The organism is Polaribacter staleyi, assembly GCF_038024045.1.
Taxonomy (GTDB): Bacteria; Bacteroidota; Bacteroidia; order Flavobacteriales; family Flavobacteriaceae; genus Polaribacter; species Polaribacter butkevichii.
In genome coordinates this window covers 2,559,059-2,585,377 of record NZ_CP150665.1, presented here as the reverse complement: position 1 = coordinate 2,585,377, position 26,319 = coordinate 2,559,059, and the positions used below count along the sequence as shown (strand labels likewise).

Sequence of the window (26,319 nt, the reverse complement as noted above, 5' to 3'; positions counted from 1 at the left end):
CTTATTCTTCTTCTTTTTGTTGAGAAATAACGGCTGGTTTACTAGAAACTTTTTCTTGTAACCATTGAAATAATATAAATAGTATCGGAATTACAAAGACTCCTAAAATGGTACCAATTAACATTCCACCAACAGCACCTGTACCTATCGAGTTGTTTCCTTCAGACCCTACACCTTTTGCTAATACTAATGGCATTAAACCAAGAATAAAGGCAAATGAGGTCATTAAAATAGGTCGTAAACGAGATTTTGCTCCATGAATAGCAGCATCTACAATACTTTCTCCATTTTTACGTCGCTGCAAAGCAAATTCTACAATTAATATGGCGTTCTTGGCGAGTAGACCAATCAACATAATTAAAGCAATTTGGAAATAAATGTTGTTTTCGAGTCCAAAGAAGTATGTACTAATATACGCTCCAAATACACCAAACGGTAATGATAATACAACAGCAAAAGGTAATAAGTAACTTTCGTATTGTGCACTTAATAAGAAATATACAAATAGAATACTTAATGCAAAAATAAATGCAGTTTGGTTACCAGCGTTTACCTCTTCTCTTGTTAAACCAGAATATGCAACGGTATAATTACTTGGTAATTTTGCTACTTCTTCTTCAATAACTCTAATAGCATCACCTGTACTAAAACCTTCATTTGTAGCACCAGTTATGGTTGTAGAATTAAATAGGTTAAAACGAGTAACTGATTGTGGTCCATATACACGTTCTAATTTTACAAACTGTGTAATAGGTGTCATTTCTCCAGTATTTGTTCTAACATACATGCTATTTAAATCATCTACACTAGCTCTATCATCTGGTAATGCCTGAATGTACACTCTAAATTGTTTTCCGAATTTAGAAAAATCCGAAGCATACACTCCACCAATATAACCTTGTAAAGTTGAGAAAATACTACTAATTGGTACCCCTTTCTCTTTGGCTAAAGGCACATTAATGTCCATTTCATATTGTGGGTAATTTGTGTTGAAAGAAGATTGTGCATATTTTACTTCAGGATGCTTCATTAAAGCCATGGCAAATTCTTTATTCGCTTTATCTAAGTCTGTAAATTCTCCACCAAATTTGTCAAGTAAATTTATCTCAAAACCAGATGAATTACCAAAACCACGAATACTTGGTGGCGAGAAGAAAATAATATTTGCTTCTGGCATTGTAGATACAATTCCGAATAATTTACCTGTAATGGCTTGTACAGAGGTTGATGGATCTTTACGTTCTCCCCAATCTGCTAATTTTATAATACCAAAACCATAATTACTACCCGCTCCACTAATTAAACTTCTACCTTTAATAAAGTTAACAGCAACTATTCCATCAATATCTTTAATTTTTCCATACAAATCTTTAGCAACCGCATTAGTTCTATCTAAAGAAGCTCCTGCAGGTAACTCTATATTTGCAAAAATAATTCCTCTATCTTCATTAGGTACAAATCCTGTTGGTGTATTTTCAGTTGCCCAAAAAATTCCAACAACTGCTAAGACTAATAATAAAACTGGTACCCATTTTCTTTTGTATAAGAAATGTAGCGATTTACCATATCTTTCTACAGTAGCATTAAAACCACGATTAAATAAAGTGTAAAAACGTTTTAATGGGCTTTTTCCTTTTAACTCTTCATCTTCTTTATGCGTTTTTAATAGTAAAGCACACAAAGCCGGACTTAATGTTAATGCATTAACTGCAGAAATAAGAATGGCAATAATTAATGTAACACCAAATTGCTCATAAAACACTCCTGTTGGTCCTGTAATAAAGGTAACCGGAATAAATACAGCTGCCATTACTAAGGTAATAGATATAATGGCACCAGAAATTTCGTTCATGGCTACCAATGTTGCTTTCTTCGGATTTTTCTCTCCTTCATCCATCTTCGCATGCACCGCTTCTACAACCACAATAGCATCATCTACCACAATACCAATGGCGAGGACTAATGCAAATAGTGTTAAAAGGTTAATGGAGTATCCAAAAACATTTAAGAAAAAGAAGGTACCAATAATAGAAACGGGTACTGCAATTGCAGGAATTAACGTAGATCTAAAATCTTGTAAGAAGATAAACACCACTAAGAATACCAATAAAAAGGCTTCCATTAAAGTACTAATTACTTTTTCTATTGATGCATTTAAGAATAAACTGGTATCGTAAGGCACAAATACATTTAACCCTTCCGGAAGGTCTTTTTTAACGCCTTCTAAAGTTGTTTTAATGTTTTCAATAATTTCTCGTGCATTAGAACCTTTGGTTTGAAAAATCCCCATAAATACGGCAGGTTTTCCTAAACTCATCGCATTAGACGCATAAGATTGTGCATCTAATTCAATTTTAGCAACATCATTTAAACGAAGAAATTGTCCGTTTCCTAATGCTTTTATAATAATATCTCCGTATTGTTTCTCTTCTTTAAAACGACCACTATACGTTAAGGTATAAGAAAATGCTTCTCCATTATTTTGACCTAAAGAACCAGCTGCTGCTTCTAAATTTTGTTCTTTTAAAGCTGCAGTAACATCCGAAGGAATTAAATTATAAGCGGCTAATTTTTCTGGTTTTAACCAAATACGCATTGCATAATCTTGTTGAGAAAATACACTTACATCTCCAACACCACTAATACGTTGCATTGCCGGAATTACGTTTATTTTTAAGTAATTCTGAATATAAGTAGCATCGTAATCTGTATTCTCAGAATACATAGAGATAAACATTAATGCACTTGTTTCTTGCTTTTGAGTTGTTACCCCTGTTTGTATTACCTCTTGAGGCAGTAATGGTGTTGCTCTAGATACACGGTTTTGTACGTTTACAGCAGCAATATCTGCATCTATTTCTTGATTAAAGTAAACAGTAATTTCTGCGGTACCTGTATTAGATGCCGTAGAGGTAATGTAAGTCATACCTTCTACACCATTTATTTGCTCTTCTATAGGAATAATTACACTCTCTAAAACGGTTTCTGCATTGGCTCCAGGATAAGATGCAATTACCTTAATTGTTGGTGGTGCTATATCTGGATATTCTTCTATTGGTAAGCTTGTGATACTGATAACCCCTAGTATAACGATGATAATAGAGATTACTGTTGAAAGCACGGGTCTTTCAATAAATGTTTTTAACATGTCTAATATTTTTGTTAGTTACTAGTTTTTAAATAAGGTAGCTACTGGTTTAAGAGCCTCATCAAAAGAGGTTTCTTTAGGAGAAATAGCCATACCATTTCTTAATTTACCAACACCAGATGCTATAATTTTGTCGTTTAATTCTACACCAGATGCTACAACATATAAATTATCTATGCTGGCTTTTACCTTAATAATAGAAGTGGCAACTTTGTTATCTTTATTTAACTTAAATAATATGATATTTCCTTGTTGTTCATAAGTTGCTGCTTGCGGAACCACAATGGCATTTTCATAAACTGTTGGAATTTGAATTTTACCACTATTACCATTTGTTAATAGTTGGTTAGGATTGTTAAAAACAGCTCTTAAACTAATAGTACCGGTGTTTTTATTTACTTGCCCTGTACTGGTTTCTATTTTCCCTTTTTCTGCATACGTACTTCCGTTTGCTAAAACTAAATTAATAGCAGAATAATTAGCTAGTTTTTCTGCTAAGTTTTTACCTTTTGCATTTTGTAAAAAGTCTAAATACTGACTCTCGTTTAAACTAAAAAAAGCATATACTTTACTAATATCACTAACCGTTGTTAATGGAGTAGGATCTGCAGGACTAACCAATGCACCTTCTCTAAAATTAATTGCACCAACATAACCATCTACTTGGCTTCTTATGGTACCGTAACCTATGCTTGCAGAAATACTACTATAATTAGCTTTTGCTTGTGCTAAATTAGCTTTTGCAGTTTCTAATTGTACTGCACTTATTATGTTTTTTTCTACTAGAGGTATTAATTTGTTAACCTCTACCTGTGCTACATTAATACGAGCTTTTGCTGCTCCGGCATCTTGACTTAAAGATTGTGTTTCTATTTTAAATAATACTTGTCCTTTACGTACTTTTTGTCCCTCGTCTACCATTACTTTTTGAATGTATCCAGAAACCTTTGCTCTTACAGCACTATTTACGATACCTTCTATACTTGTTGGGTATTCTTTGTAACCCGTTACTGTTTTAGTTTGCATTGCAATTACAGGAAAAGAAGGAGCAGGACGGTTTGCTGCAGTTGTTGCTGGTTTTTCATCTTTTGCACAACTTGCAATAACTAAAAATACGCTTAGTGATAGTAGTGTTAATAATTTATGGTGTTTCATTTTTTACTTCGTTTAAATATGGAATTGGTTGTTTATTAATTTTTCTCTTAATGTTTTTACTGAAAATGATGCTTCATCTATAAACTTAACATAATCGTTGTGAAAACTTAAATCAAATTTATCTTCTTCATTTTCAATTTTTAGACTGTTCTGTTTTTCTTTATAGTCTTTAATTTCTAAATGTATTGAGCGTTCTTCTTGCCAATGGCTTATCATTCTATCAACATGTTGAATAATAGTATCCTTATTAATGATAAAATATTTTTTACGATCTCCTGTTTTAGTGAAATACTCAATTTTATTTAAATCTTGTAAATGATTTAAATGGGTAGATATAGTGCTTTTACTAGCGCATAAAATACTTACCATATCTTCAAAAGTGGCTCCTTTTTTACCTGTTAAAATTATATAAGATAAAATACGAGCTGCAACAGGTGCTAATTGTTCTCTATTTTCTAGATGAACACCCAGTCTTTCTACCAAAGCCATTTTTTTCTTGCAGATTTCTTCTTTCATTTTAATTCGTTTTATACTGTTTTTGAATATCAATATTTTATTCACAGTGAAATTCTCTGCAAATATATATTATTAGTTCGGAACAAACCGAACTACACGAAGTTAATTTATTGTTAAAGAAAAAAACCGATATTTCTATCGGCTTTAAATTGTGTAAGTAAAAATGTATTTTAATACTGTATTATAGCTTTTCTATTTAGATTTGCTAAGTATAATGCTATTTTAGTTTGTTTTAGTATTTAAAGAATTACCAAACTTTATAGAAATCTTCTTTAGAGATTAGATCTCCATCACATTCGTCAATAGTTAATGTTTCTTCACACAAACCACCAAATTGATCTTCAAGATTTTCATCACTGTATTTTGTAACTTTTCCGTTTGCATAAACGGTAATTTGTTTTAAAACTTCATCGGCATCATTGGTTTCAAAATACCAAGTAGAGGTTCCCCAATCTGCATATTCATCATCTCTGTTTTCATCCCAAAATTGTGTAAAATAGTTCATTATATAACTTATTTTCTTAAAAATGATGTATCATTTTTGATTAGTCTCCTTGTTTTTCTGTTAATGTACATCAGAAAGATTATCAAGGATAATTTTATAAATATACGCACTCTTTCTTTTCGGAAAGACTAAGTTGTACTTTTCTTTTATAAAACAGATTTAAATTGCTCTAAGAAACGTTTGTCGTTTTCATAAAACATTCTAATATCTGGTATTTGATATAATAACATAGCAATACGTTCTATTCCCATACCAAAAGCGTAACCAGAATATTTAGTTGGGTCTATGTTTGCATTTTTTAATACATTAGGATCTACCATACCACAACCCATAATTTCTAACCAACCTGTACCTTTTGTAATTCTATAATCAGTTTCGGTTTCTAATCCCCAATAAATATCTACTTCTGCACTTGGCTCTGTAAACGGAAAATAAGAAGGACGTAAACGAATTTTAGATTTACCAAACATCTCTTTTGTAAAGTATAAAAGTGTTTGTTTTAAATCGGCAAAAGAAACATCAGTATCTATATATAAACCTTCTACCTGATGAAAAATACAATGTGCTCTTGCAGAAATATCTTCATTTCTAAAAACTCTTCCTGGAGAAATAGTTCTTATAGGTGGTTTATTTTCTTCCATATAACGTACTTGTACAGAAGACGTGTGTGTTCTTAATAAAATATCTGGATCTTGTTCTATAAAGAACGTGTCTTGCATATCTCTTGCAGGATGATATTCTGGTAAATTTAAAGCGGTAAAGTTATGCCAATCATCTTCAATTTCTGGTCCTTCAGAAACGGTAAAACCAATTCTATTAAAAACATCAATAATTTGATTTCTAACCAATGAAATTGGATGACGAGAACCTAAATTAATTGGTTCTGACGGACGCGTTAAATCTCCATAAAATGATTTCTGACTAGCAGCTCCTTCTAAAGATTCGCTTAGTTCAGCAACTTTTCCTTCTGCAGACTTTTTTAAATTATTTAATGCCTGACCAAAATCTTTACGTAATTCTGCATCTACATTTTTAAATTCAGCAAATAAGTCTTTCAATAAGCCTTTGCTTCCTAGGTATTTAATTCTAAAAGTTTCTACTTCTTCTTTTGTAGTGGCATTAAATGCTTTTACATCACCAATCAGTTCTTTTACTTTGTCTAACATTTTAAAGGATAATTAAGGGGCAAATTTAATCTTTTTTAATGAAAAGTGGTGTTCCTTTTTTAGAAGAGTTAAAGGCTGTTAAAGTCAATTATACGAAATCGATTAAGTAAACGAAATAAATTAGGTAAATAAATGGTTTTTTAAATTTAACAAAATGTAAAATAATTATATTTGCACATTAAAATTATCATAATAATTGAATATTTAATTTATGAATTCTAAAATAAATGCCTTTGTGGATTATGTTAAAGAACGTAATCCAAACGAACCAGAATTTTTACAAGCAGTATACGAAGTTGCAGAAACTGTAATTCCGTTTATAGAGGAGAATTCTAAGTATCAAAATAAAAAATTATTAGAAAGAATGGTAGAGCCAGAAAGAACGTTAATGTTCCGCATACCATGGGTTGATGATAATGGAGAAACACAAATTAATAGAGGATATAGAGTAGAATTTAATTCTGCAATTGGTCCTTATAAAGGTGGGTTGCGTTTTCATCCTTCAGTTAACTTATCTATTTTAAAATTTTTAGGTTTTGAGCAAGTTTTTAAAAACTCGTTAACAACTTTACCTATGGGTGGAGGAAAAGGAGGATCTGATTTTAATCCGAAAGGAAAATCAGACAGAGAAGTAATGGCATTTTGTCAAGCTTTTATGTCAGAATTATTCCGTCATATTGGTGCAAATACAGATATACCTGCAGGAGATATTGGTGTTGGAGGAAGAGAAATTGGTTTTATGTTTGGTCAATATAAAAAATTACGCAACGAGTTTGTGGGTGTTTTAACAGGTAAAGGTTCTAGTTGGGGAGGTTCTTTAATTAGACCAGAAGCAACAGGTTACGGAAACGTATATTTTGCACAAAACATGTTAAAAAGAAAAGGAGATTCTTTAAACGGAAAAAAAATAGTTATTTCTGGTTCTGGTAATGTTGCACAATATGCTGCAGAAAAAGCAATAGAATTAGGGGCTACAGTTTTAACGTTATCTGATTCTTCTGGATATATTTTAGATGAAGAGGGTTTAAATACAGAAAAACTAAAACACGTTATGTTTATTAAAAACGAAAAACGTGGAAGAATTAGTGAGTATGTAGAGAAATATCCGAATGCAAAATTTGTGGCCGGAGCAAGACCTTGGGGCATAAAATGTGATATTGCTTTGCCATGTGCAACGCAAAATGAGTTAAATGGAGACGAAGCCAAACAACTAATTAAAAATGGTTGTATATGTGTTTCTGAAGGTGCAAATATGCCTTCTACACCAGAAGCAATTCATGAATTTCAAAACGCAAAAATTTTATTTTCTCCAGGAAAAGCATCTAATGCTGGTGGCGTTGCTACCTCTGGTTTAGAAATGAGTCAGAATTCTTTACGTTATAACTGGACCAGAGAAGAAGTTGATGTGAAATTGCATCAAATTATGAACGATATTCATAATTCTTGCGTACAATACGGAGAAAATGAAGACGGAACAATAGATTACGTAAAAGGAGCAAATATTGCAGGTTTTGTAAAAGTGGCAAACGCAATGTTAGACCAAGGTGTTGTTTAAATTACAACCTTAATAATAGGTAAAAGCGCATCATTTTTTGATGCGCTTTTTTTTTATTTTTATAAGAGTTAGAAACTAAAATTTATATCTTGTGTGTTCAACAAGAAAGCAACTAATATGAAAGAAAATATAATAGACAACTTAAAATCTTACGCATTTAAAGAAGTTACTTTCGATAAGTTAATGAAAAAAAGAATTAACCAAGTGTTAATAGTTTGTTCTAACTATGATTTTTACATGCTCGAAGAAGATGGTAGAATTGAAGAGCGAATTTTTAATGAATATACTTCGTTAAACTTAAGATATCCACCAAATTTTGTGCACGCAAATTCTGCAAAAAGAGCCATTAAAATAATGGATTCTCATAAAATAGACATTGTTATTACTTGGTTAGATATTGGTCATTATAAAGCATTTGAAACATCAAAAATAATTAAAGAAACGTTTCCTAATGTACCCATTGCGGCATTAAGTCATCATTCATCAGAATTAAGAAGCAAGTTAAAAAAAGGGAACACAGGTATTATCGATTTTGTTTTTCATTGGAATGGCAATGCAGATATATTTTTGGCCATTATAAAGTTAACGGAAGATAGAATGAATGCCGAAGTTGATATTAATGGTGTTGGTGTAAAAGCCATTTTGTTGGTAGAAGATTCCCTTAAATTTTATTCAAGATATATTCCACTTATTTATAAAGTGATCCTTAAACAAACCCAACAAATAATGTCTGAAGGGTTAAATGAGCAACGAAAAATGTTGTTAATGAGAGGAAGACCAAAAATTTTATTGGCAACAACTTATGAAGAAGGAATGCATTTATTTGATACCTACAAAGAAAACTTATTAGGTGTAATATCTGATGTGAATTATTTTAAAGATGGTGTGCGAAATGAAGATGCAGGATTTTTATTTTTAGATTATGTAAGAAATTACAAGCGTTATTTTCCTTTTTTAATTCAATCTTCGGATGCCAATAATAAAAAACGAACTTTAGAGCTTAAAGGGAAATTTTTATACAAGCATTCAGAAACATTAGGGGTTGATATTAAAAATTATATTGTAAAATACTTTGCATTTGGCGACTTTGAGTTTTGGGATCCCATACAAATGAAAGTCTTAGCTAAAGCCAAAGATTTAAATGAATTTCAAAAAGCAATAAAAATTGTTACAGAAGATTGTTTAATGTATCATGCCACAAGAAGCGAGTTTTCTAAATGGTTAAAATCTAGAGCACTTTTTCCTTTGGCAGATTTATTAAGCACTATAGAATATGATGATTTTGAAAACAGCAATCAAATAAGAGAGTTTTTAAATAACGCTATTAAACTATATAGAATTTATAGGTCTAGAGGAGTAATTGTAAAATTTAACAAACTTAAATATGATGAATTTGTTGGCTTTGCAAGAATAGGAGAAGGAGCTTTAGGAGGAAAAGGAAGAGGTTTGGCATTTATAGACTCTTTTTTAAAGCGAAATAATTTATATAATAAATATGAAAACGTAAGCATATCAATACCAAGAACCGTTGTAATAAGTACCGAAGTTTTTGATCAATTTATTGATACTCATAAGCTAATTGAATTTGTTGCAGAATGTTCTGATGATGATAAAATACTAAATAAATTTATTTCAAAAGATTTACCAGAATGGGCTTTAGAAGATATTAAAGCATTTTTAAAAACAACCAAATGCCCAATTGCCATTAGATCTTCTAGTATTTTAGAAGACTCTAATTTTCAGCCTTTTGCAGGTGTTTTTTCAACCTATATGATTCCGGATTCTGATATTGATAAAAAAGTTGAAATGGTTTCTAATGCCATAAAATCGGTTATGGCTTCTTCTTTTTTCGAAAACAGTAAAACCTATTTAAAAGCATTATCACACACCATAGAAGAAGATAAAATGGCGGTAATTTTACAAGAGGTTACCGGTAAACAATACCAAGACGTGTATTATCCAAATATATCGGGAGTGGCACGTTCTATTAATTTTTATCCGATTGGAGAAGAAAAACCAAACGAAGGAATTGCTAATATTGCTTTAGGTTTAGGAGAATTGATTGTAGGAGGAGGAAAATCTTTACGTTTTTCACCTTATCATCCCAAAAAAGTACTACAATTATCCTCTCCGGGTTCTACACAAAGAGATACACAACAATATTTTTATGGTTTAGATGTAGACCCAGAAAGTTATCAAACATCTACTTGTGAAGCCATTAATAAAAAGAAAGTAACTATTAGAAAAGCAGAAAATCATGGTTCTTTAAAATTTGTTGCATCTACCTACGATCTACAAAATAATAGAATTAGACCTGGCGTAATGCATGATGGAATTCGGGTAATTACCTTTGATAATATTTTAAAATACAACACTTTTCCTTTGCCAGAAATTTTACAAGAATTATTAAGAGTTGGGCAAAGAGAAATGAGAAATCCTATAGAAATAGAGTTTGCAGTAAAGCTAGATGTGCCTTCAGGAAAACCCAAAGAATTTAGTTTTTTACAAATTAGACCTATTGTAGAAAGTGTAGAAGCAGTGTGTAAATTGCCCGAAAATTTAAATGTTTTAGATACTATTATTTATTCTGAATCTGCCTTAGGAAATGGAAAATATGAAAACATTTGCGATGTTGTTTATGTAAAACCTCACACGTTTAATTCTGCTAATACAAGAGATATTGCAAAAGCAGTAGAAGCCATTAATAAAAAATTTGTAGCCGCAAATAAACCCTATATTTTGGTGGGTCCTGGTCGTTGGGGTTCTAGTGATTCTTGGTTAGGGATTCCGGTACTTTGGTCTCAAATTTCTGCAGCAAAAATAATTGTAGAATCTGGTTTAAATGATTTTAGAATAGACCCGAGTCAGGGAACTCATTTTTTTCAGAATTTAACCTCCTTTAAAGTGGGGTATTTAACCATAAACCCGTTTATACAAGATGGTTTTTTTGATGTAGATTATTTAAATGAACAAGAAGCTGTCTTTGAAGATTCTTATTTAAGACATATTTCTTTTAAAAACCCGCTTACCGTTATTGTTGATGGAACCAATAATAAGGCAGCAATTTTTAAAGCAGGTATTTCTTTAAAAGATATTTATCCTAATGAAGAAAAAACCGATGAAGAGTTGCCTCCTGAGGGATTTATGTAAAAATATGTATTCAATAAAAAATATCCTTTATGAATTTAATTATATTTCATATTCGTAAAAAAGAGTTATTTTTTTGTTAATCCTTAAAAATACAGCAAAATATGTTGTTTAAAAATCAATTTTAAAAATGTATTTTTGTTATTAAAATGATTTTATAAATAGTTGTTAATTATATAAATATGAATGTTACAGAAATTTTAACAAATCTAGAAACCAAACATCCTAATGAAAAAGAATATTTACAGGCTGTTAAAGAGGTTTTAGAATCTATAGAAACAATTTATAATGAAAACCCACAATACGAATCGGCAAAAATTATTGAACGTTTAGTAGAACCAGATCGCATTTTCACTTTTAGAGTTTCTTGGATTGATGATTCAGGAAATGTTCAGGTTAATTTAGGTCATAGAATACAATTTAATAATGCCATTGGCCCTTATAAAGGAGGTATTAGATTACACCCAAGTGTAAATTTAAGTATCTTAAAGTTTTTAGGGTTTGAGCAAATATTTAAAAATGCCTTAACCACATTACCAATGGGAGGTGGAAAAGGAGGCTCTGATTTTAATCCTAAGGGAAAATCGGATACAGAAATTATGCGTTTTTGTCAGGCTTTTATGCTAGAATTATGGCGCTTTATTGGCCCAAGTACAGATGTACCTGCAGGTGATATTGGTACTGGAGCTAGAGAAATTGGGTTTATGTACGGTATGTATAAAAAATTACAACAAGAAAACTCGGGCGTTTTTACAGGTAAAGGTTTAAATTGGGGTGGAAGTTTAATTAGACCAGAAGCAACAGGTTTTGGTGGTGTTTACTTTACAAAAGAAATGCTACAAACCAAAAATGATGATTTTAATGGAAAAACAATTGCACTTTCTGGTTTTGGTAACGTTACTTGGGGTGTTGCTTTAAAAATTACAGAATTAGGCGGAAAAGTAGTTACAATTTCTGGTCCTGATGGATATATTTATGATGAAAAAGGTTTGGATGAGGATAAAATAAGTTACTTACTACAATTAAGAGCAAGTAATAATGATATTGTTTCTCCGTATGCAGATGAGTTTCCAGAAGCTATTTTTTATGCAAATGAAAAACCTTGGGGCGTAAAATGTGATATTGCAATGCCATGTGCTACTCAAAATGAGTTAAATGGAGAAGATGCTGTTAAATTAATAGCAAATGGCGTACAATATGTTGCAGAGGTTTCTAATATGGGTTGTACTCCAGAAGCCATTCATGAGTTTCATAAAGTTAAAATTTTATACGCACCAGGTAAAGCAGTAAATGCAGGTGGAGTTGGAGTTTCTGGCTTAGAAATGTCTCAGAACGCAATGAAAATGAACTGGACAAAAGAAGAGGTAGATGCTAAATTACACCAAATAATGAACTCTATACATACTGCTTGTTTAAAATTTGGAACAGAAGAAGATGGGTATATAAACTATGTAAAAGGAGCAAATATTGCTGGTTTTATTAAAGTAGCCGATTCTATGTTAGATCAAGGAGTTATTTAATAAAACTCTTTTAAGTTATTACAAATATGAAACGCGTCAATTTTTTGACGCGTTTTTTTGTTTATTTGCCTATGTAAAAAACAATTTATGCACATTCTAATTTTTATTTTCTTAGGTTTTTGTATTGCTGCTGCAGGTAGTATTACACCTAGTTTTTTAAACTTAACGGTTGTTAAATTCAGTTTAAGAAATGGTAAAAAAGCAGCATTTTATCTTATTGGTGGTTATGCAACCATCTTATTTTTTCAAGCAAATATAGGAGCCTATTTGTCTAGTGTTTTAATGAAAAATTCAGAATATATAACCTTAATTCAAAAAATTGGAACAGGAATACTTTTTCTATTATCTATCAATTTTTTTAGATTGTATTTTACATCAATAGAAAAGAAAGAGAAAAAAGAAATTCCAAAGTCTAAGGCTTATCTGCACGGTATTATCATGTCTTCTTTAAACACCATTGCCATTCCTTTTTATTTTACTTCAATTTCTGTTTTAATAGGATTAGAATATTTTGAATACTCCTATTTAAATAGTTTTTACTTTTCAATTGGTTCTACTTTGGGTTCTTTTACTTTATACTCTTTGTATGCGATTATTGCAAACAAAATAGAACACAAATTAACTTTTATTGCTTCTAAAATGGATTTTATTTTAGGTTGTTTAACAGGAGTTGTTGCAATTGGAAATGCTGTATATTTGTATATATAATAATTAATTTTGAACATACTTTTACTTTTTTTCTTCGGATTTTTCTTCTCTTTCGTGGGGTCTATTACACCAAGTATGTTAAACATGACTGCCTTAAAAATTAGTTTAGAAAAAGGAAGAACCGCTGTAAATAATTATGCGTTAGGTGTTTCTTTAATAGTTATTCCTCAAGTAATAATTGCCGTTATTTTAACCAAGTATATTGCAGAAAACCCCACAATTTTAGAAACGTTAGAAAAATTTGGTATTGTTATTTTTATTCTCTTGTCTTATTATTTTTATAGAGAATCTAAGAAAGAGAAAATTAAAGTTGATGGCATAAAAGCGAAAGACTCAAAACCTCTTTTAACAGGCATAACCTTGTCTGGTTTAAACATGTTTGCAATTCCTTTTTTTAGCGGAACAGCTATAACTTTAGAGGCTTTTAATTTATTTAGTTTTAAATATATACCTATTTTGTTTTTTACTTTAGGATCTGTAATTGGTACGTATTATATCCTCTTTTTGTATGGGAAATTTGCAAAAACAATTCAACAAAAAACAGGAAAACTAACAAAAGATATCAATATTATTTTAGCAATTTTAACCGGTTTTGTGGCTCTTTTTTCTCTTGTAAAACTCTTATTTTAATTCGCTACAGTAATTTTTTCAAATAAATTCCGACAGAATTGTTACTAAATAAAGTAACATGATTTCGCTATTTTTCTTTGGGTTTGTTTTTTCCTTTTTAGGATACACGCTACCAAGTGTGTTAAATATGACTGCCTTAAAAATTAGTTTAGATGCTAATAAAAGAGAATTTACCAAGTTTACATTGGGTGTTTCTTTAGTTGTTTTTATTCAAGTTTATGTGTCTATTTACATGATAGAATACATTTTAGAAAATCCTAGACTGTTAGAGGTTTTAGAGAAGTTAGGTATTGTTGTCCTTATTTTCTTATCAATTTATTTTTACAAACAGAATCAGAAAGAAAAGAAACAGTTAGAGGTAAAGAAAAGAAACTCATTTTTTACAGGCATTATTTTGTCTTTATTAAACATGTTCGCTATTCCTTTTTTTTGTGGAGCAGCAGTACTTTTAATGACATTTAAGAGTTTTAATTTTGATGTTGTTTCTACGCTTTTTTTTGTGTTAGGATCTGTAATTGGTGCCTATTTTATACTTTATTTATATGGCAGATTTGCAAAATGGATTCAACAGAAAACAGGTAATTTAACCAAGAACATCAATTTGTTATTAAGTTTTATTACGGCAAGTTTTGCTTTGATTACATTTCTTAAATTTGTAGTATAACTTACAGAAGATGAAAATAATTAAAAACTTCCTTGTTAAAGGAAAACATAACAAACCGATTGTAACAGATGTTTTTTATAAAGAAGAACATCAACCAAAAAAAATAGTTATTTTTTGTCATGGTTACAAAGGTTTTAAAGATTGGGGAGCTTGGAATTTAATGGCAGAAGCATTTGCAAATGCAGGATTCTTTTTTATCAAATTTAATTTTTCTCATAACGGAGGTACTTTAGAGCAACCCATAGATTTTCCAGATTTAGAAGCTTTTGGTAATAACAATTACTCTAAAGAATTAGATGATTTAGGGAGTATTATCGATTGGATTTCATCCGAAGAAAAATTTAAAAATGAGGTTGATGCTGATGATATTTCTATAATCGGACACAGTAGAGGTGGAGGTATTGTATTATTAAAAACCAATGAAGATGCTAGAGTTAAAAAAGTAATTACGTTAGCAGGAGTTTGTGATTTCGAAAAAAGAACAGCAACTGTTGGTGATTTAGAAGAATGGAAACAAAAAGGTGTAAAATATGTTTTAAACGGAAGAACAAAACAAAATATGCCTCACTTCTATCAATTTTACGAAGATTTTATTCAGAATAAAAAACGTTTGGATGTTAAAAAAGCTACGGAAAATTTAAAGATTCCGCATTTAATAATTCATGGAGATAAGGATACTTCTGTTTTAATTAATGAAGCAGAAAACCTAAAAAAATGGCATCCAAAAAGTCAATTTGAGATTATAGAAAATGCAAATCATGTGTTTAACGTTTCTCATCCTTGGCAAGAAAAAACAGTTTCTAAAGAGCTAGCAAAAGTAACGCAGCTTTGTATTGATTTTTTAAAATAGATTTGTCATTACAAATGAGGAACGAAAGAAGTAATCTGTCTATTTAAAAAGTGACTGCTTCGTAAACTCGCAATAACAAACAACATCTTTTTTGTATTTTAGAAACATGGAATTGCAACCACCTTTTAGAAAAATAATTCATGTAGATATGGATGCTTTTTACGCATCTGTAGCAGAATTAGACAATCCAGAATTAAGGGGAAAAGCGATTGCAGTTGGTGGCGAAGGTAGACGAGGAGTTATTTCTGCGGCAAGTTACGAGGCCCGTAAATTTGGTGTAAAATCTGCCATGAGTGGTACTTTAGCAAAACAAAAATGTCCGCATTTAATTTTTGTTAATTCAGATTTTAAGCGTTATAAAGAAATTTCATTACAAGTAAGAGAAATATTTTATGAGTACACAGATTTAGTAGAACCACTTTCTTTAGATGAAGCTTATTTAGATGTTACAGAAAATAAAAAAGGAAATCCGTCTGCAAATACCATTGCAAGAGAAATTAGACAACGTATTTTTGATAAAACGGGTTTAAGAGCATCCGCAGGTATTTCTATAAATAAATTTATTGCCAAAGTAGCTTCGGATATCAACAAGCCTAACGGACAAAAAACGGTTCATCCAGAAGAAGTTCTTCAATTTTTAGAAGAATTACCCGTAAATAAGTTTTATGGAGTTGGTAAAGTAACGGCAGCTAAAATGTATAATTTAGGCATTTTTGTGGGAAATGATTTAAAAAAGAAGTCTTTAGAAGAATTGATAAGGTTATTTGGTAAATCGGGGACGCATTATTACAATATTGTTCGTGGTATTCATAATAGTGTGGTAAAACCCAATAGAATTCGGAAATCTGTGGCAGCAGAAAGAACTTTTAGCGAAAACATTTCTTCAGAAATTTTTATGATTCAAAAATTAGAAAAAATTGCTGACGAGTTAGAAAAACGCATGAAAAAAACGGATACAAAAGGAAAAACTATTACTTTAAAAATTAAATATTCTGATTTTACACAGCAAACAAGAAGTAAAACCAAAGACTATTTTATGCAAACCAAAAAAGAATTTTTTCCTGTGGTAAAAGAGTTGTTGTTTCAAGATAAAATTACAAATTCTGTACGTTTATTAGGTTTATCTTTTGGCAATCTAAATACAGAAGATAATGAACCTGTTTGGGTGCAATTAAAGTTCGATTTTTAGATATGCAGTGTCTTTTAGTATTATTAGCAGATATTTTTTTAAAAGCTACTTAACTGAAAATGTAATTTGATTGAAAGTAGCTAACGAAGCTAATAAAGAAGGATTTGAAAATATTTTTTTTGAAATGATAAAAAACACAAATTATGATAAAAATAATCAGAACTAATTCCGAGAATATAGATTTTATCAATTTGGTAAAAGAACTAGATGCTTATTTAAAAATTACAGATGGAGATGAACACGATTTTTACCATCAATTTAATAATATTGATGTTTTAAAAAATGTTGTTTTAGTTTATGTTGATAAGGTGGCAGTTGGTTGTGGTGCAATAAAAAAGTTTGATAAAACTTCGGTTGAAGTAAAAAGAATGTTTGTTTCTCCTGATAAAAGAGGTTTAGGAATTGCACAAAAAATACTTACAGAATTAGAAATTTGGGCCAAAGAATTGGGATATCAAAAATGTGTATTAGAAACCGGAAAAAGGCAAGTAGAAGCAGTTAAATTTTATAAGAAATGCAATTATAAAGTGATTGAAAATTATGGTCAGTATACAAACATGGAAAATAGTATTTGTTTTTCTAAAACAGTTTAAATGGATATAAAAGAAGCTCTTTTTAAACAATGTGAGTTTTTTGTAAATAAACGGTTACAAACGGTAGATGATATAATTTCATCTAACCAAAAAGCGTTGCAATCAGAAACTAAAAGTTCTGCTGGAGATAAGCACGAAACAGGGCGTGCAATGTTACAGTTAGAAATGGAAAAAGCTGGCCAGCAACTTGCCGGAATTCATCAAATGAAAGAGGTTTTGGCTAAAATAGATGTTTACAAAAAAAGTACTATTGCTCATTTGGGGAGTGTAATAGAAACAAGTTCTGCAAACTATTTTTTATCTATTTCTGCAGGACAAATAATCGTTGATGGCAAGATCTATTTTGCTATTTCAGTTTCATCACCCATAGGGAAACTACTATTAGGTAAGAAGACTAGTGACCAAATAGTTTTTAATAATAAAAAAAGTATAATTAAAAGGATTAGTTAAAATTATGTACTTTAGGGATTTAAATAGCTCATCATCAATGATAAAATCTCCCATTATAACTCATAATTACCAAAAACTCGAAAAATATAATTTTGATATTGTAAAACTCGAAAAATTAGTAGAACTTGAAACTGAAGAAGTCTTAACAAAAAATCATAAAGTTAGTTTTTATGCATTAATTTTTATTACAGAAAATACGGGTAAGCATTCTATAGATTTTACAGATTATGATTATACTAAAGGAACAATTCTGTCTATTAGAAAAGACCAAATGCATAAGTTATATTTAGATAAAAAGACAAAAGGTTTTTTGTTGTGTTTTAAAGAAGAGTTTTTAAATAGTTATTTAAATGAGATAGAGGTTGCTAGTGCAATACAGATGTTTAATGAGTTATTAGTGTCTCCAAAAACACAATTAATAAATAGCGATTTTGTAAGTATTTTTCAATTAATAAAAGGTATAGAAAAAGAAGTTTTACTTGTACATGATATGTATTCTTATAAGTTGATTAGAAGTCTTTTGCATATTTTAATTACCTTAATTTATCGATTAAAATCTAAAGATTATAATAACATACAACAAAGTAAATATTTAAAAGAGTTTATTAAATTTCAGAGTGCTTTAGAAGAAGATTACGCTAAAACTAAAAAAGTGTATGATTATGCAAATAAATTAGGTTTTTCAACAAAAAAATTAAATACAGTTGTAAAATTTATAGCCAATAAACCTGCTAAAGAGTTTATTGATGATACCGTTATTATAAAAATAAAAAGATTGCTTTTGCAATATAATCTTTCTATAAAAGAAATTGCATTTCAGGTAGGTTTTAAAGATCCTGCTAATCTTTATAAGTATTTTAAAAAGCATACTACATTTACCCCAGATGCGTTTAGAAAGCAATTTATAAGTTAGTTTGTCCCATTTTTACAGTTTAAAAGCACTTTATTACCTTTCTTGTATTATAGTTTACACTTAAATTTGCAGGACAACATTTAATGTTTAAAATACGAATTTATATTCCCCAATTTTTCATAGAATTTACTTTTTTGAAAAGTATATAATTAAATTGCCTTAATTCTTTTTTTAGAATTAAGGCTTTTTTTTGAATTTATGTTATCTAAAAGATCGTTTATTTTTTACAATTTTAAAATTGATGAGCTAGCAATCATGGTTAAAAAAAAGCCTTATTTTTACCATATTAAGTTTATGAATTATATTATTTCTTTCTATGAAAAAACTTTTCTTTTTTTTAGTCCTACTATTTTCTTTACAAATGTTTTCTCAATCTAATTTTAAAAGTTTTTTTAAACTTTCTGCCCCCATAAAAAAATGGGTATTATTTCATCCTTTTAAAGCAAAAAAATCTTTGGAAGTGTCTAATGAAGCAAATAAGGTTTCAGATTCTATTGCAAAAACTAACTTATTAGATGGCGATGGTGCAGGGGGTCAGGTAGATGCCTTTAGGCATGCCTATTGGATGGCACGTATGCATCAAGAAATAGGAGAAAGAGCTGCGCGTTCTTTAGGGAAAGCACATGAAAAAGAAAATTATATTACTTATAAAAAAAGAAATTTAGAAGAAGGAGTAGTGCCAGATGAAATATCTTCTGAAATGGATTTATATAATAATGAACAAGGATTACAATTAATAACAAAAGGAAGTAAAATTTCTAAAAAGGGATTAATTTATAAAATTGTAAATGCTATTAAAAAAGGTACCTTTAAAATTATAAAAAAAGATATGAATGGTAATTTTTTAACTTGTGAGGGAGAAGTTATTGCCAAAGAGTCACTTAAGGGAACTTGGGAAAATAATAAGTGCTTAATTTCTTCTAAAAAAGGTAAAAACCTCGTTTTTAATTAAGAAAAAACTTACTACAACGTATTCGTTCAATAGGCATGGTTGTTAGCGCAGATTTATCTAAAAAAAACCAACAATAGCAAGACTTCAAGTGATAAATATCATAAAAATTTATTGTTGTAAAGCCCTACTTTTGCCCACTTAAATGAAATTCAGTTTTTTATAAAATTATACTAAAATAAATATTAAAAATTATGGAATTTTTTTCAGAATTACTCACTAAAGATTACTTCGTGTTATTTCTAGTTATTGGCTTAGGAATTACCCTTGGAAACATTCGAATTAAAGGGATTAATTTTGACACTTCAGCAGTTATTTTTGTAGCTATCTTTTTCGGGTACTTGTATAATTTAAATGGTATTACCTTTAATATTCCACCAATCATACAAAGTGTTGGGTTAGTTTTATTTATTTATACCATAGGTATGCAAGCAGGTCCTTCTTTCTTTAGTTCTTTTAAAGAACAAGGAATAAAATTAATTATTTTAGCAGGAATTACTGTAATTACAGGAGGAATAACAGCAATATCTATTTCTTATCTTTATGATGTAGATATGAATATGATGAGTGGTTTGTTAACAGGTGCATTAACATCTACACCTGGTTTGGCGGCTTCTATAGAGGCTTCTCACTCTCCTTTAGCTTCTATTGGTTATGGTATTGCCTATCCGTTTGGGGTATTAGGTGTTATCTTATTTGTAAAATTAGGACCTACTTTATTTAGAGTAAATGTAAAAAAAGAAGAAAAAGACTTCGAAGAACAATCTACTTCTAATACACCAATGGTAATTAACAAAAACTTAATTATCTCTAATGAAAACGTTAATGGAAAAACCATTAAAGAGTTAAGAATACGTTTTATGACCAAAGCGAATATTTCTCGTATCATGAAACCGAATCAGTTACCAATTTCACCTACAAAAGATACCATTTTAGAAACAGGAGATATTATTAAAGCTGTAGGTACTGTAAATGCATTAGAAAGAATAGAGGTTTTATTAGGTAAGGTTACCGATATAAAAATTCCTCGTAGTGGAACTTACGAAGTAAAATGGTATGTAGTAAGTAATGATGCTGTGGTAAACAAAAGCATTAGAGAACTTAATCTTTTAGAAAACTATTCTGCAACCATTACTCGTATTAGAAGAGCAAGTATAGATCTTGCACCACACCCAACAACCAAAATAAAATTTGGTGATAAAATTTTAGTTTCTTGTTCTAAAGGAAACGTTCCTGCTGTTACACAACTTTTTGGAGACAGTTTAAAAAGAATAGGACAAACCAGTTTTTTACCTGTTGCATTTGGTATTGTAATTGGTATTATTGTGGGGGCTATTGCCATTCCTTTAGGAGGTATCAGTCTAAAATTAGGGCTTACAGGAGGAGTGCTTTTAGCTTCGATATTTTTAAGTTGGAAAGGAAAAGTTGGATCTGTAATTTGGAATTTATCAGGACCTGCAAATCAAATATTACGTCAGTTCGGTTTGTTATTATTTCTTACCCCTGTAGGGTTAAAAGCAGGACAAAGTTTAATTTCAGCTATTGAAAAACATGGGTTTATTTTATTTTTGTACGGAGCGCTTATTACATTAATACCAATGATTGCAACTGTTCTTGTTGGGCGTTTCTTGTTAAAAATTAATTTTTTATCTATTTTAGGGGCATTAACTGGTGGAATGACATCTACTCCAGGATTAAGTGCCACAGATTCTATGACCGAATCAGAAGCACCACAAGTTGCTTATGCAGCAGTATATCCTTTTTCTTTAGTACTTATAATAATTGTGGCAGAAATAATGGCAATGTTATAATCTATTTTTAATCAACTTAAATTTGCAGTTATTAATAATTAAACTATGACAACTACATTTATTATTTTAGCAATAACAATTATTCTTTTTGTTTCCGGAAAAATTAGGCCAGATATTGTAGCTATCACTAGTATGATGGCATTAAGTATGACAGGCGTTTTAACTGTTGGTGAAACATTTTCTGGATTTAGCAACTCAAGTATTATTTTAATTGCAGGTCTTTTTATTGTTGGAGAAGCAATGAGTAGAACCGGATTGACTTCTTGGTTGGGTAATAAAATTATTGTGTTATCTAAAAATAATTCAAATAAGTTATTAGTTTTAATTATTATAGGTTCTGCTATTTTATCTGCTTTTATGAGTAACACAGGTACAGTTGCCTCTTTAATGCCTGTTATAATTGCAGCTTCTTGGAGGTTGAAAACACCTGCTTCAAAAATGTTAATTCCCTTGTCGTTTGCAGCGGCAACTGGAGGGTTGTTAACCCTTACAGGTACACCCACAAATATTGTAACAAACCAAGCAATGATAGATGCAGGTATTCCTGAATTTGGCTTTTTTGAATTTGCTTATATAGGAGTTCCTTTATTGTTTTTAACAGTAATTTATATGCGTTATTTGGGTACAAAGTTATTACCAAGTAATAAATCTAGAAGGTTAGAAGATATTGATGAATCAATACAAAGTATAGAAGATTCTTATCAATTATTTGAAGGATTTTGGAGGGTAAGAATTAGACCTAATTCTTCTGCTGTTGGTAAAACAATGAAAGAGTTAAAGTTAGGGTCATTAATGGGAGTAACTATTATAAAAATGATTTCTAAAGAAGATATTACAACTTCTTTTCTTAAAAAAGTAGGTTTTAAAAAAAGTGATTTAGATGAGTTTCCAGATTTAAATAGACAAATGAATGTTGGCGATGAGCTTATTGTAAACTGTAGTGAAAATCGTATTCATAGATTTATTGATAAATATAATGTAGCAGCAACTAAATTAACCGATGTTGATGGTGAATTTATCAAACAAAATGTACTTTCTGATGAGATTGGAATGTGTGAATTGATTATTGCACCAAAATCTAATTATAGAGGTAGACATATTAATACTGGTAGATTTGGTAAAAAATACAATTTACAAGTTATTGCAGTAAGTAGATACAACAAAAGAATTAGGGGTAGAGAATTCGATTTGCAAGAAGGAGACGTTATTTTGGTAAGAGCAAAATGGGAAGATATTAAAGCAATTCAAGAAGAAAGTAGAGATTTCTTGATTATTGGTTCTCCAGAAGAACTATCTAAAGAAGTAGGTACCATAACAAGAAAAGGTGTTATTTCTATTTTGGCAATGATATTTATGGTTTGCATGTTTATTTGGGGGCCTTATTCTTCATCAATAACAGTAATGTTAACTGCTTTTATTATGATTGCGGGTGGTTGTATTAATATGAATCAATCTTATAGATCTATTAATTGGAATGTGATTATAATAATGGCAGGTATGATACCGATGGGGGTTGCACTTCAAAAAACCGGAGGCGCAAAATTTATTGCAGATTCTATGATTTTATTAGTGGGAGAAAAACATCCCACATATTTTTTAGCAGGTATCTTCTTAATTACTTCTTTTTTAAGTCAGGTAATGAGTAATACTGCAACGGCCATTTTAATGGCGCCAATTGTTTTGGTAGCATCTTTAGAGTTAGGGTATTCTCCACATCCATTTATGATGGCATTAGCTGTTAGTGCGTCTACGGCTTTTTTAACACCTTTTGGTACGCCAACAAATACAATGGTAATGAATGCAGGTAATTATAAGTTTACAGATTATTTAAAAAGTGGTGCTATTTTACTTTTAATGTTTTTTATAGTAAGCATTGTGTTGATACCTATAATTTGGCCATATAGTTAAAGCACTATTAAAAGGGATTTTATTTTAACTCTTTTTTTGGTTTACCAATTTAATAAAAGATATAATTTGTCATTATTTTTTAATAAATATTAATATGTAAGAATCTGTTGTTTAGCGTTTTAAGGTGAATTTATTTTCTTTATTAAAACGATTCTAAATAACTAAAAAATAACCATTATATTTCAATAAAGAATATGTAAATGGTACATTTGTAAAACAACAATTATAACTTAATTATACATTTATACAATGAGCGGATTTTTCAAATCTTCAGTTGGAAGAAAGATAGCCATGGCGCTTTCTGCATTCTTCCTCATGTTTTTCTTAATTATACATTTAGCGGTTAATGTTACCTCACTTTTTAGTGAAGAGCTCTTTAATCAATTATCTCATTTTATGGGTACAAATCCTTTAATACAATTTGCTTTGCAGCCTGTATTAATTTTTGGAGTTGTTTTTCACTTTGTGATGGGGTTTGTATTAGAATTGAAAAACAAAAAAGCAAACGGAGTTGCCTATGTTAAAAACAATGGAGCAGCTAATTCTACATGGATGAGTAGAAACATGATTTATAGTGGATTGGCTATTTTAGCTTTTATTGCACTACATTTTATTGATTTCTGGATTCCAGAATTAAACCACAAATACGTTGCTGTGTTGCCAGAAGATCCAACAAGATATTTTCATGAATTACAAGAAAAATTTATTCCAATCTGGCGAGTAGCTGCTTATGTAGTAGCATTTGTTTTCTTAGGATTGCATTTAGCACACGGTTTTACATCTGCTTTTCAATCGATGGGAGTTACCGCAGGAAGAAAAAAAGCATTACAAAATTTTGGTAAAATCTATTCAGTAGTTATTCCTTTAGGATTTATCATTATTGCATTGTTTCATCATTTTAATCATAACCATTAATCTTAAATAACTATGGCTTTAGATTCAAAAGTACCAGAAGGTCCAATTAAAGATAAGTGGACAATTTATAAAGACAAAATTAATCTTGTAAACCCAGCAAACAAACGTAATATAGATATTATAGTTGTTGGTACAGGTTTAGCAGGTGGTTCTGCAGCGGCAACGTTAGCAGAATTAGGATATAACGTAAAAGCATTTGCTTATCAAGATTCTCCACGTAGAGCGCATTCTATTGCAGCACAAGGAGGTATTAATGCAGCAAAAAACTATCAAGGAGATGGAGATTCTAATTACAGATTATTTTACGATACTGTAAAAGGAGGAGATTACCGTTCTCGTGAAGCAAACGTACACCGTTTAGCAGAAGTATCTGGTAATATTATAGATCAATGTGTGGCACAAGGAGTTCCTTTTGCACGTGATTATGGTGGTTTGTTAGACAATCGTTCTTTTGGAGGAGTTTTAGTTTCTAGAACTTTTTACGCAAAAGGACAAACCGGACAACAATTATTATTAGGATGTTATTCTGCAATGAACCGTCAGATTGCTCGTGGTAAGATTGAGATGTTCAATCGTCATGAAATGTTAGATGTTGTAAAAATAGATGGTAAAGCAAGAGGTATTATTGCACGTAATTTAATTACCGGAGAAATAGAACGTCACTCTGCACATGCAGTTGTAATTGCAACAGGAGGTTACGGTAACGTTTATTTCTTATCTACCAACGCAATGGGGTCTAATGCTACAGCAGCATGGAAAATTCATAAAAAAGGAGCCTTTTTTGCAAATCCTTGTTTTACACAAATTCACCCAACGTGTATTCCTCGTTCAGGAGATTATCAGTCTAAATTAACATTAATGTCTGAATCTTTACGTAATGATGGTAGAATTTGGGTTCCTGCAAGAATAGAAGATGCAAAATTAATACAGCAAGGTAAATTAAAACCTACGGAGATTGCTGAAGAAAATAGAGATTATTACTTAGAACGTCGTTACCCTGCCTTTGGTAACTTAGTACCACGTGATGTTGCTTCTAGAGCAGCAAAAGAACGTTGTGATGCTGGTTACGGAGTAAATGCAACAGGAGAAGCGGTGTATTTAGATTTTGCTTCTGCTTTTGAGCGTTATGGTAAAGAGCAAGCTAAAATACATGGTATTAAAAATCCTTCTAAGGAAAAAATTAAAGAATTAGGTCAAGCAATTATTGAAGAAAAATACGGAAACTTATTTCAGATGTATGAAAAAATCATCGCTGAAAATCCGTATGAAACTCCAATGATGATTTATCCTGCAACCCACTATACAATGGGTGGTGTTTGGGTAGATTATAACTTAATGACTACTGTAGAAGGTTTATATTGTATTGGAGAAGCAAATTTCTCTGATCATGGTGCGAACAGACTTGGGGCTTCTGCCTTAATGCAAGGTTTAGCAGATGGTTACTTTGTATTGCCTTATACTATTGGTGATTATTTATCTAATGACATTAGAACAGGTGCAATACCTACAGATACCAAAGAGTTTGATGACGCAGAAAAAGAAGTAACAGATAGAATTAATTTCTTCCTTAACAATAAAGGAACAAAATCTGTAGATCATTTTCATAAGCGTTTAGGTAAAGTAATGTGGGATAAAGTTGGAATGTCTCGTAACGAAAAAGATTTAAAAGCTGCAATGGCAGAAATTAAAGCAATTCGTGAAGAATTCTGGAAAGATGTTATGGTACCTGGAGCAGCTAATGAAATGAATGTTGAACTAGAAAAAGCAGGTCGTGTAGCAGACTTCTTAGAATTAGGAGAGTTGTTTGCAAAAGATGCTTTAATAAGAAATGAGTCTTGTGGTGGACACTTTAGAGAAGAATCTGTAGAGTTAGATGGCGAGCAAAAAGGAGAAGCAAAACGTAATGATAAAGATTTCGCTTTTGTATCTGCCTGGGAATATAAAGGAGAACCTGCAGACGCAGTTTTACACAAAGAACAATTAGAATTTAAAGATATAGAACTTAAACAACGTTCATACAAATAATA

At 30.5% G+C, this 26,319-nt stretch carries 21 protein-coding genes; 16 read left to right on the top strand and 5 right to left on the bottom strand.

Translation table 11 applies throughout. The features are described from left to right. Position 1: 1 nt before the first annotated feature. The 5 genes from WHD07_RS11115 to pheS form a co-directional block, all read right to left on the bottom strand. Positions 2–3,148: an efflux RND transporter permease subunit gene (locus WHD07_RS11115; RefSeq protein ID WP_343328439.1), complete on the bottom strand. Its 3,147-nt coding sequence runs from the start codon at positions 3,146–3,148 to the stop codon at positions 2–4. A gap of 21 nt (positions 3,149–3,169) precedes the next feature. Beyond that, positions 3,170–4,303 (bottom strand): efflux RND transporter periplasmic adaptor subunit, encoded by a 1,134-nt coding sequence (locus WHD07_RS11110; protein ID WP_343328438.1) that lies wholly within the window; start codon positions 4,301–4,303, stop codon positions 3,170–3,172. Positions 4,304–4,315: 12 nt separating this feature from the next. Beyond that, positions 4,316–4,819, bottom strand: coding sequence for a GbsR/MarR family transcriptional regulator (locus WHD07_RS11105; protein WP_105049718.1), 504 nt, complete (start codon positions 4,817–4,819; stop codon positions 4,316–4,318). A gap of 247 nt (positions 4,820–5,066) precedes the next feature. After that, a complete protein-coding gene (locus WHD07_RS11100; protein WP_343328437.1) occupies positions 5,067–5,324 on the bottom strand; it encodes a hypothetical protein in 258 nt (85 codons plus the stop codon). A gap of 146 nt (positions 5,325–5,470) precedes the next feature. Continuing rightward, on the bottom strand, positions 5,471–6,490 hold the full coding sequence (gene pheS, locus WHD07_RS11095; RefSeq protein WP_105049720.1) for a phenylalanine--tRNA ligase subunit alpha: 1,020 nt from the start codon (positions 6,488–6,490) through the stop codon (positions 5,471–5,473). Between the two features lie 211 nt (positions 6,491–6,701). Between pheS and gdhA (WHD07_RS11090) the strand changes: the two genes are divergently transcribed. The 16 genes from gdhA (WHD07_RS11090) (at position 6,702) to WHD07_RS11015 (ending at position 26,317) form a co-directional block, all read left to right on the top strand. Then, positions 6,702–8,045, top strand: coding sequence for an NADP-specific glutamate dehydrogenase (gene gdhA, locus WHD07_RS11090; protein WP_343328436.1), 1,344 nt, complete (start codon positions 6,702–6,704; stop codon positions 8,043–8,045). 117 nt (positions 8,046–8,162) lie between these two features. Further along, positions 8,163–11,195: a PEP/pyruvate-binding domain-containing protein gene (locus WHD07_RS11085; RefSeq protein ID WP_343328435.1), complete on the top strand. Its 3,033-nt coding sequence runs from the start codon at positions 8,163–8,165 to the stop codon at positions 11,193–11,195. A 179-nt stretch (positions 11,196–11,374) separates the two neighbouring features. Then, on the top strand, positions 11,375–12,712 hold the full coding sequence (gene gdhA, locus WHD07_RS11080) for an NADP-specific glutamate dehydrogenase (protein WP_343328434.1): 1,338 nt from the start codon (positions 11,375–11,377) through the stop codon (positions 12,710–12,712). Between the two features lie 87 nt (positions 12,713–12,799). Further along, positions 12,800–13,420 carry a LysE family transporter gene (locus tag WHD07_RS11075; protein ID WP_343328433.1) on the top strand — a complete coding sequence of 207 codons (621 nt, stop codon included), beginning with the start codon at positions 12,800–12,802 and terminating at the stop codon, positions 13,418–13,420. Positions 13,421–13,429: 9 nt separating this feature from the next. Then, a complete protein-coding gene (locus WHD07_RS11070; RefSeq protein WP_343328432.1) occupies positions 13,430–14,050 on the top strand; it encodes a LysE family transporter in 621 nt (206 codons plus the stop codon). 58 nt (positions 14,051–14,108) lie between these two features. Next, positions 14,109–14,714, top strand: coding sequence for a LysE family transporter (locus WHD07_RS11065; RefSeq protein WP_343328431.1), 606 nt, complete (start codon positions 14,109–14,111; stop codon positions 14,712–14,714). Between the two features lie 10 nt (positions 14,715–14,724). Then, positions 14,725–15,564 carry an alpha/beta hydrolase family protein gene (locus WHD07_RS11060; RefSeq protein WP_343328430.1) on the top strand — a complete coding sequence of 280 codons (840 nt, stop codon included), beginning with the start codon at positions 14,725–14,727 and terminating at the stop codon, positions 15,562–15,564. Between the two features lie 106 nt (positions 15,565–15,670). Next, on the top strand, positions 15,671–16,753 hold the full coding sequence (dinB, locus tag WHD07_RS11055) for a DNA polymerase IV (RefSeq protein ID WP_343328429.1): 1,083 nt from the start codon (positions 15,671–15,673) through the stop codon (positions 16,751–16,753). 143 nt (positions 16,754–16,896) lie between these two features. Then, on the top strand, positions 16,897–17,346 hold the full coding sequence (locus WHD07_RS11050) for a GNAT family N-acetyltransferase (protein WP_343328428.1): 450 nt from the start codon (positions 16,897–16,899) through the stop codon (positions 17,344–17,346). Further along, positions 17,347–17,796 carry a 3-oxoacyl-ACP synthase gene (locus tag WHD07_RS11045; protein ID WP_343328427.1) on the top strand — a complete coding sequence of 150 codons (450 nt, stop codon included), beginning with the start codon at positions 17,347–17,349 and terminating at the stop codon, positions 17,794–17,796. A 4-nt stretch (positions 17,797–17,800) separates the two neighbouring features. Further along, positions 17,801–18,709 (top strand): helix-turn-helix domain-containing protein, encoded by a 909-nt coding sequence (locus tag WHD07_RS11040; protein ID WP_343328426.1) that lies wholly within the window; start codon positions 17,801–17,803, stop codon positions 18,707–18,709. 316 nt (positions 18,710–19,025) lie between these two features. Beyond that, positions 19,026–19,661, top strand: a complete 636-nt coding sequence (locus tag WHD07_RS11035; protein WP_343328425.1) for a DUF6973 domain-containing protein — start codon at positions 19,026–19,028, stop codon at positions 19,659–19,661. 191 nt (positions 19,662–19,852) lie between these two features. Further along, the gene (locus WHD07_RS11030) at positions 19,853–21,469 is read left to right on the top strand and encodes an aspartate:alanine exchanger family transporter (RefSeq protein WP_343328424.1); all 1,617 of its coding nucleotides are present in this window, start codon (positions 19,853–19,855) and stop codon (positions 21,467–21,469) included. 45 nt (positions 21,470–21,514) lie between these two features. Continuing rightward, on the top strand, positions 21,515–23,377 hold the full coding sequence (locus tag WHD07_RS11025) for an SLC13 family permease (protein WP_343328423.1): 1,863 nt from the start codon (positions 21,515–21,517) through the stop codon (positions 23,375–23,377). 249 nt (positions 23,378–23,626) lie between these two features. Next, entirely contained in the window at positions 23,627–24,292 is a 666-nt protein-coding gene (locus WHD07_RS11020; RefSeq protein ID WP_343328422.1) for a succinate dehydrogenase cytochrome b subunit, read from the top strand. 12 nt (positions 24,293–24,304) lie between these two features. Continuing rightward, complete coding sequence (locus tag WHD07_RS11015) at positions 24,305–26,317, top strand: fumarate reductase/succinate dehydrogenase flavoprotein subunit (RefSeq protein ID WP_343328421.1); 2,013 nt, start codon at positions 24,305–24,307, stop codon at positions 26,315–26,317. The last annotated feature ends 2 nt before the right edge of the window (positions 26,318–26,319 follow it).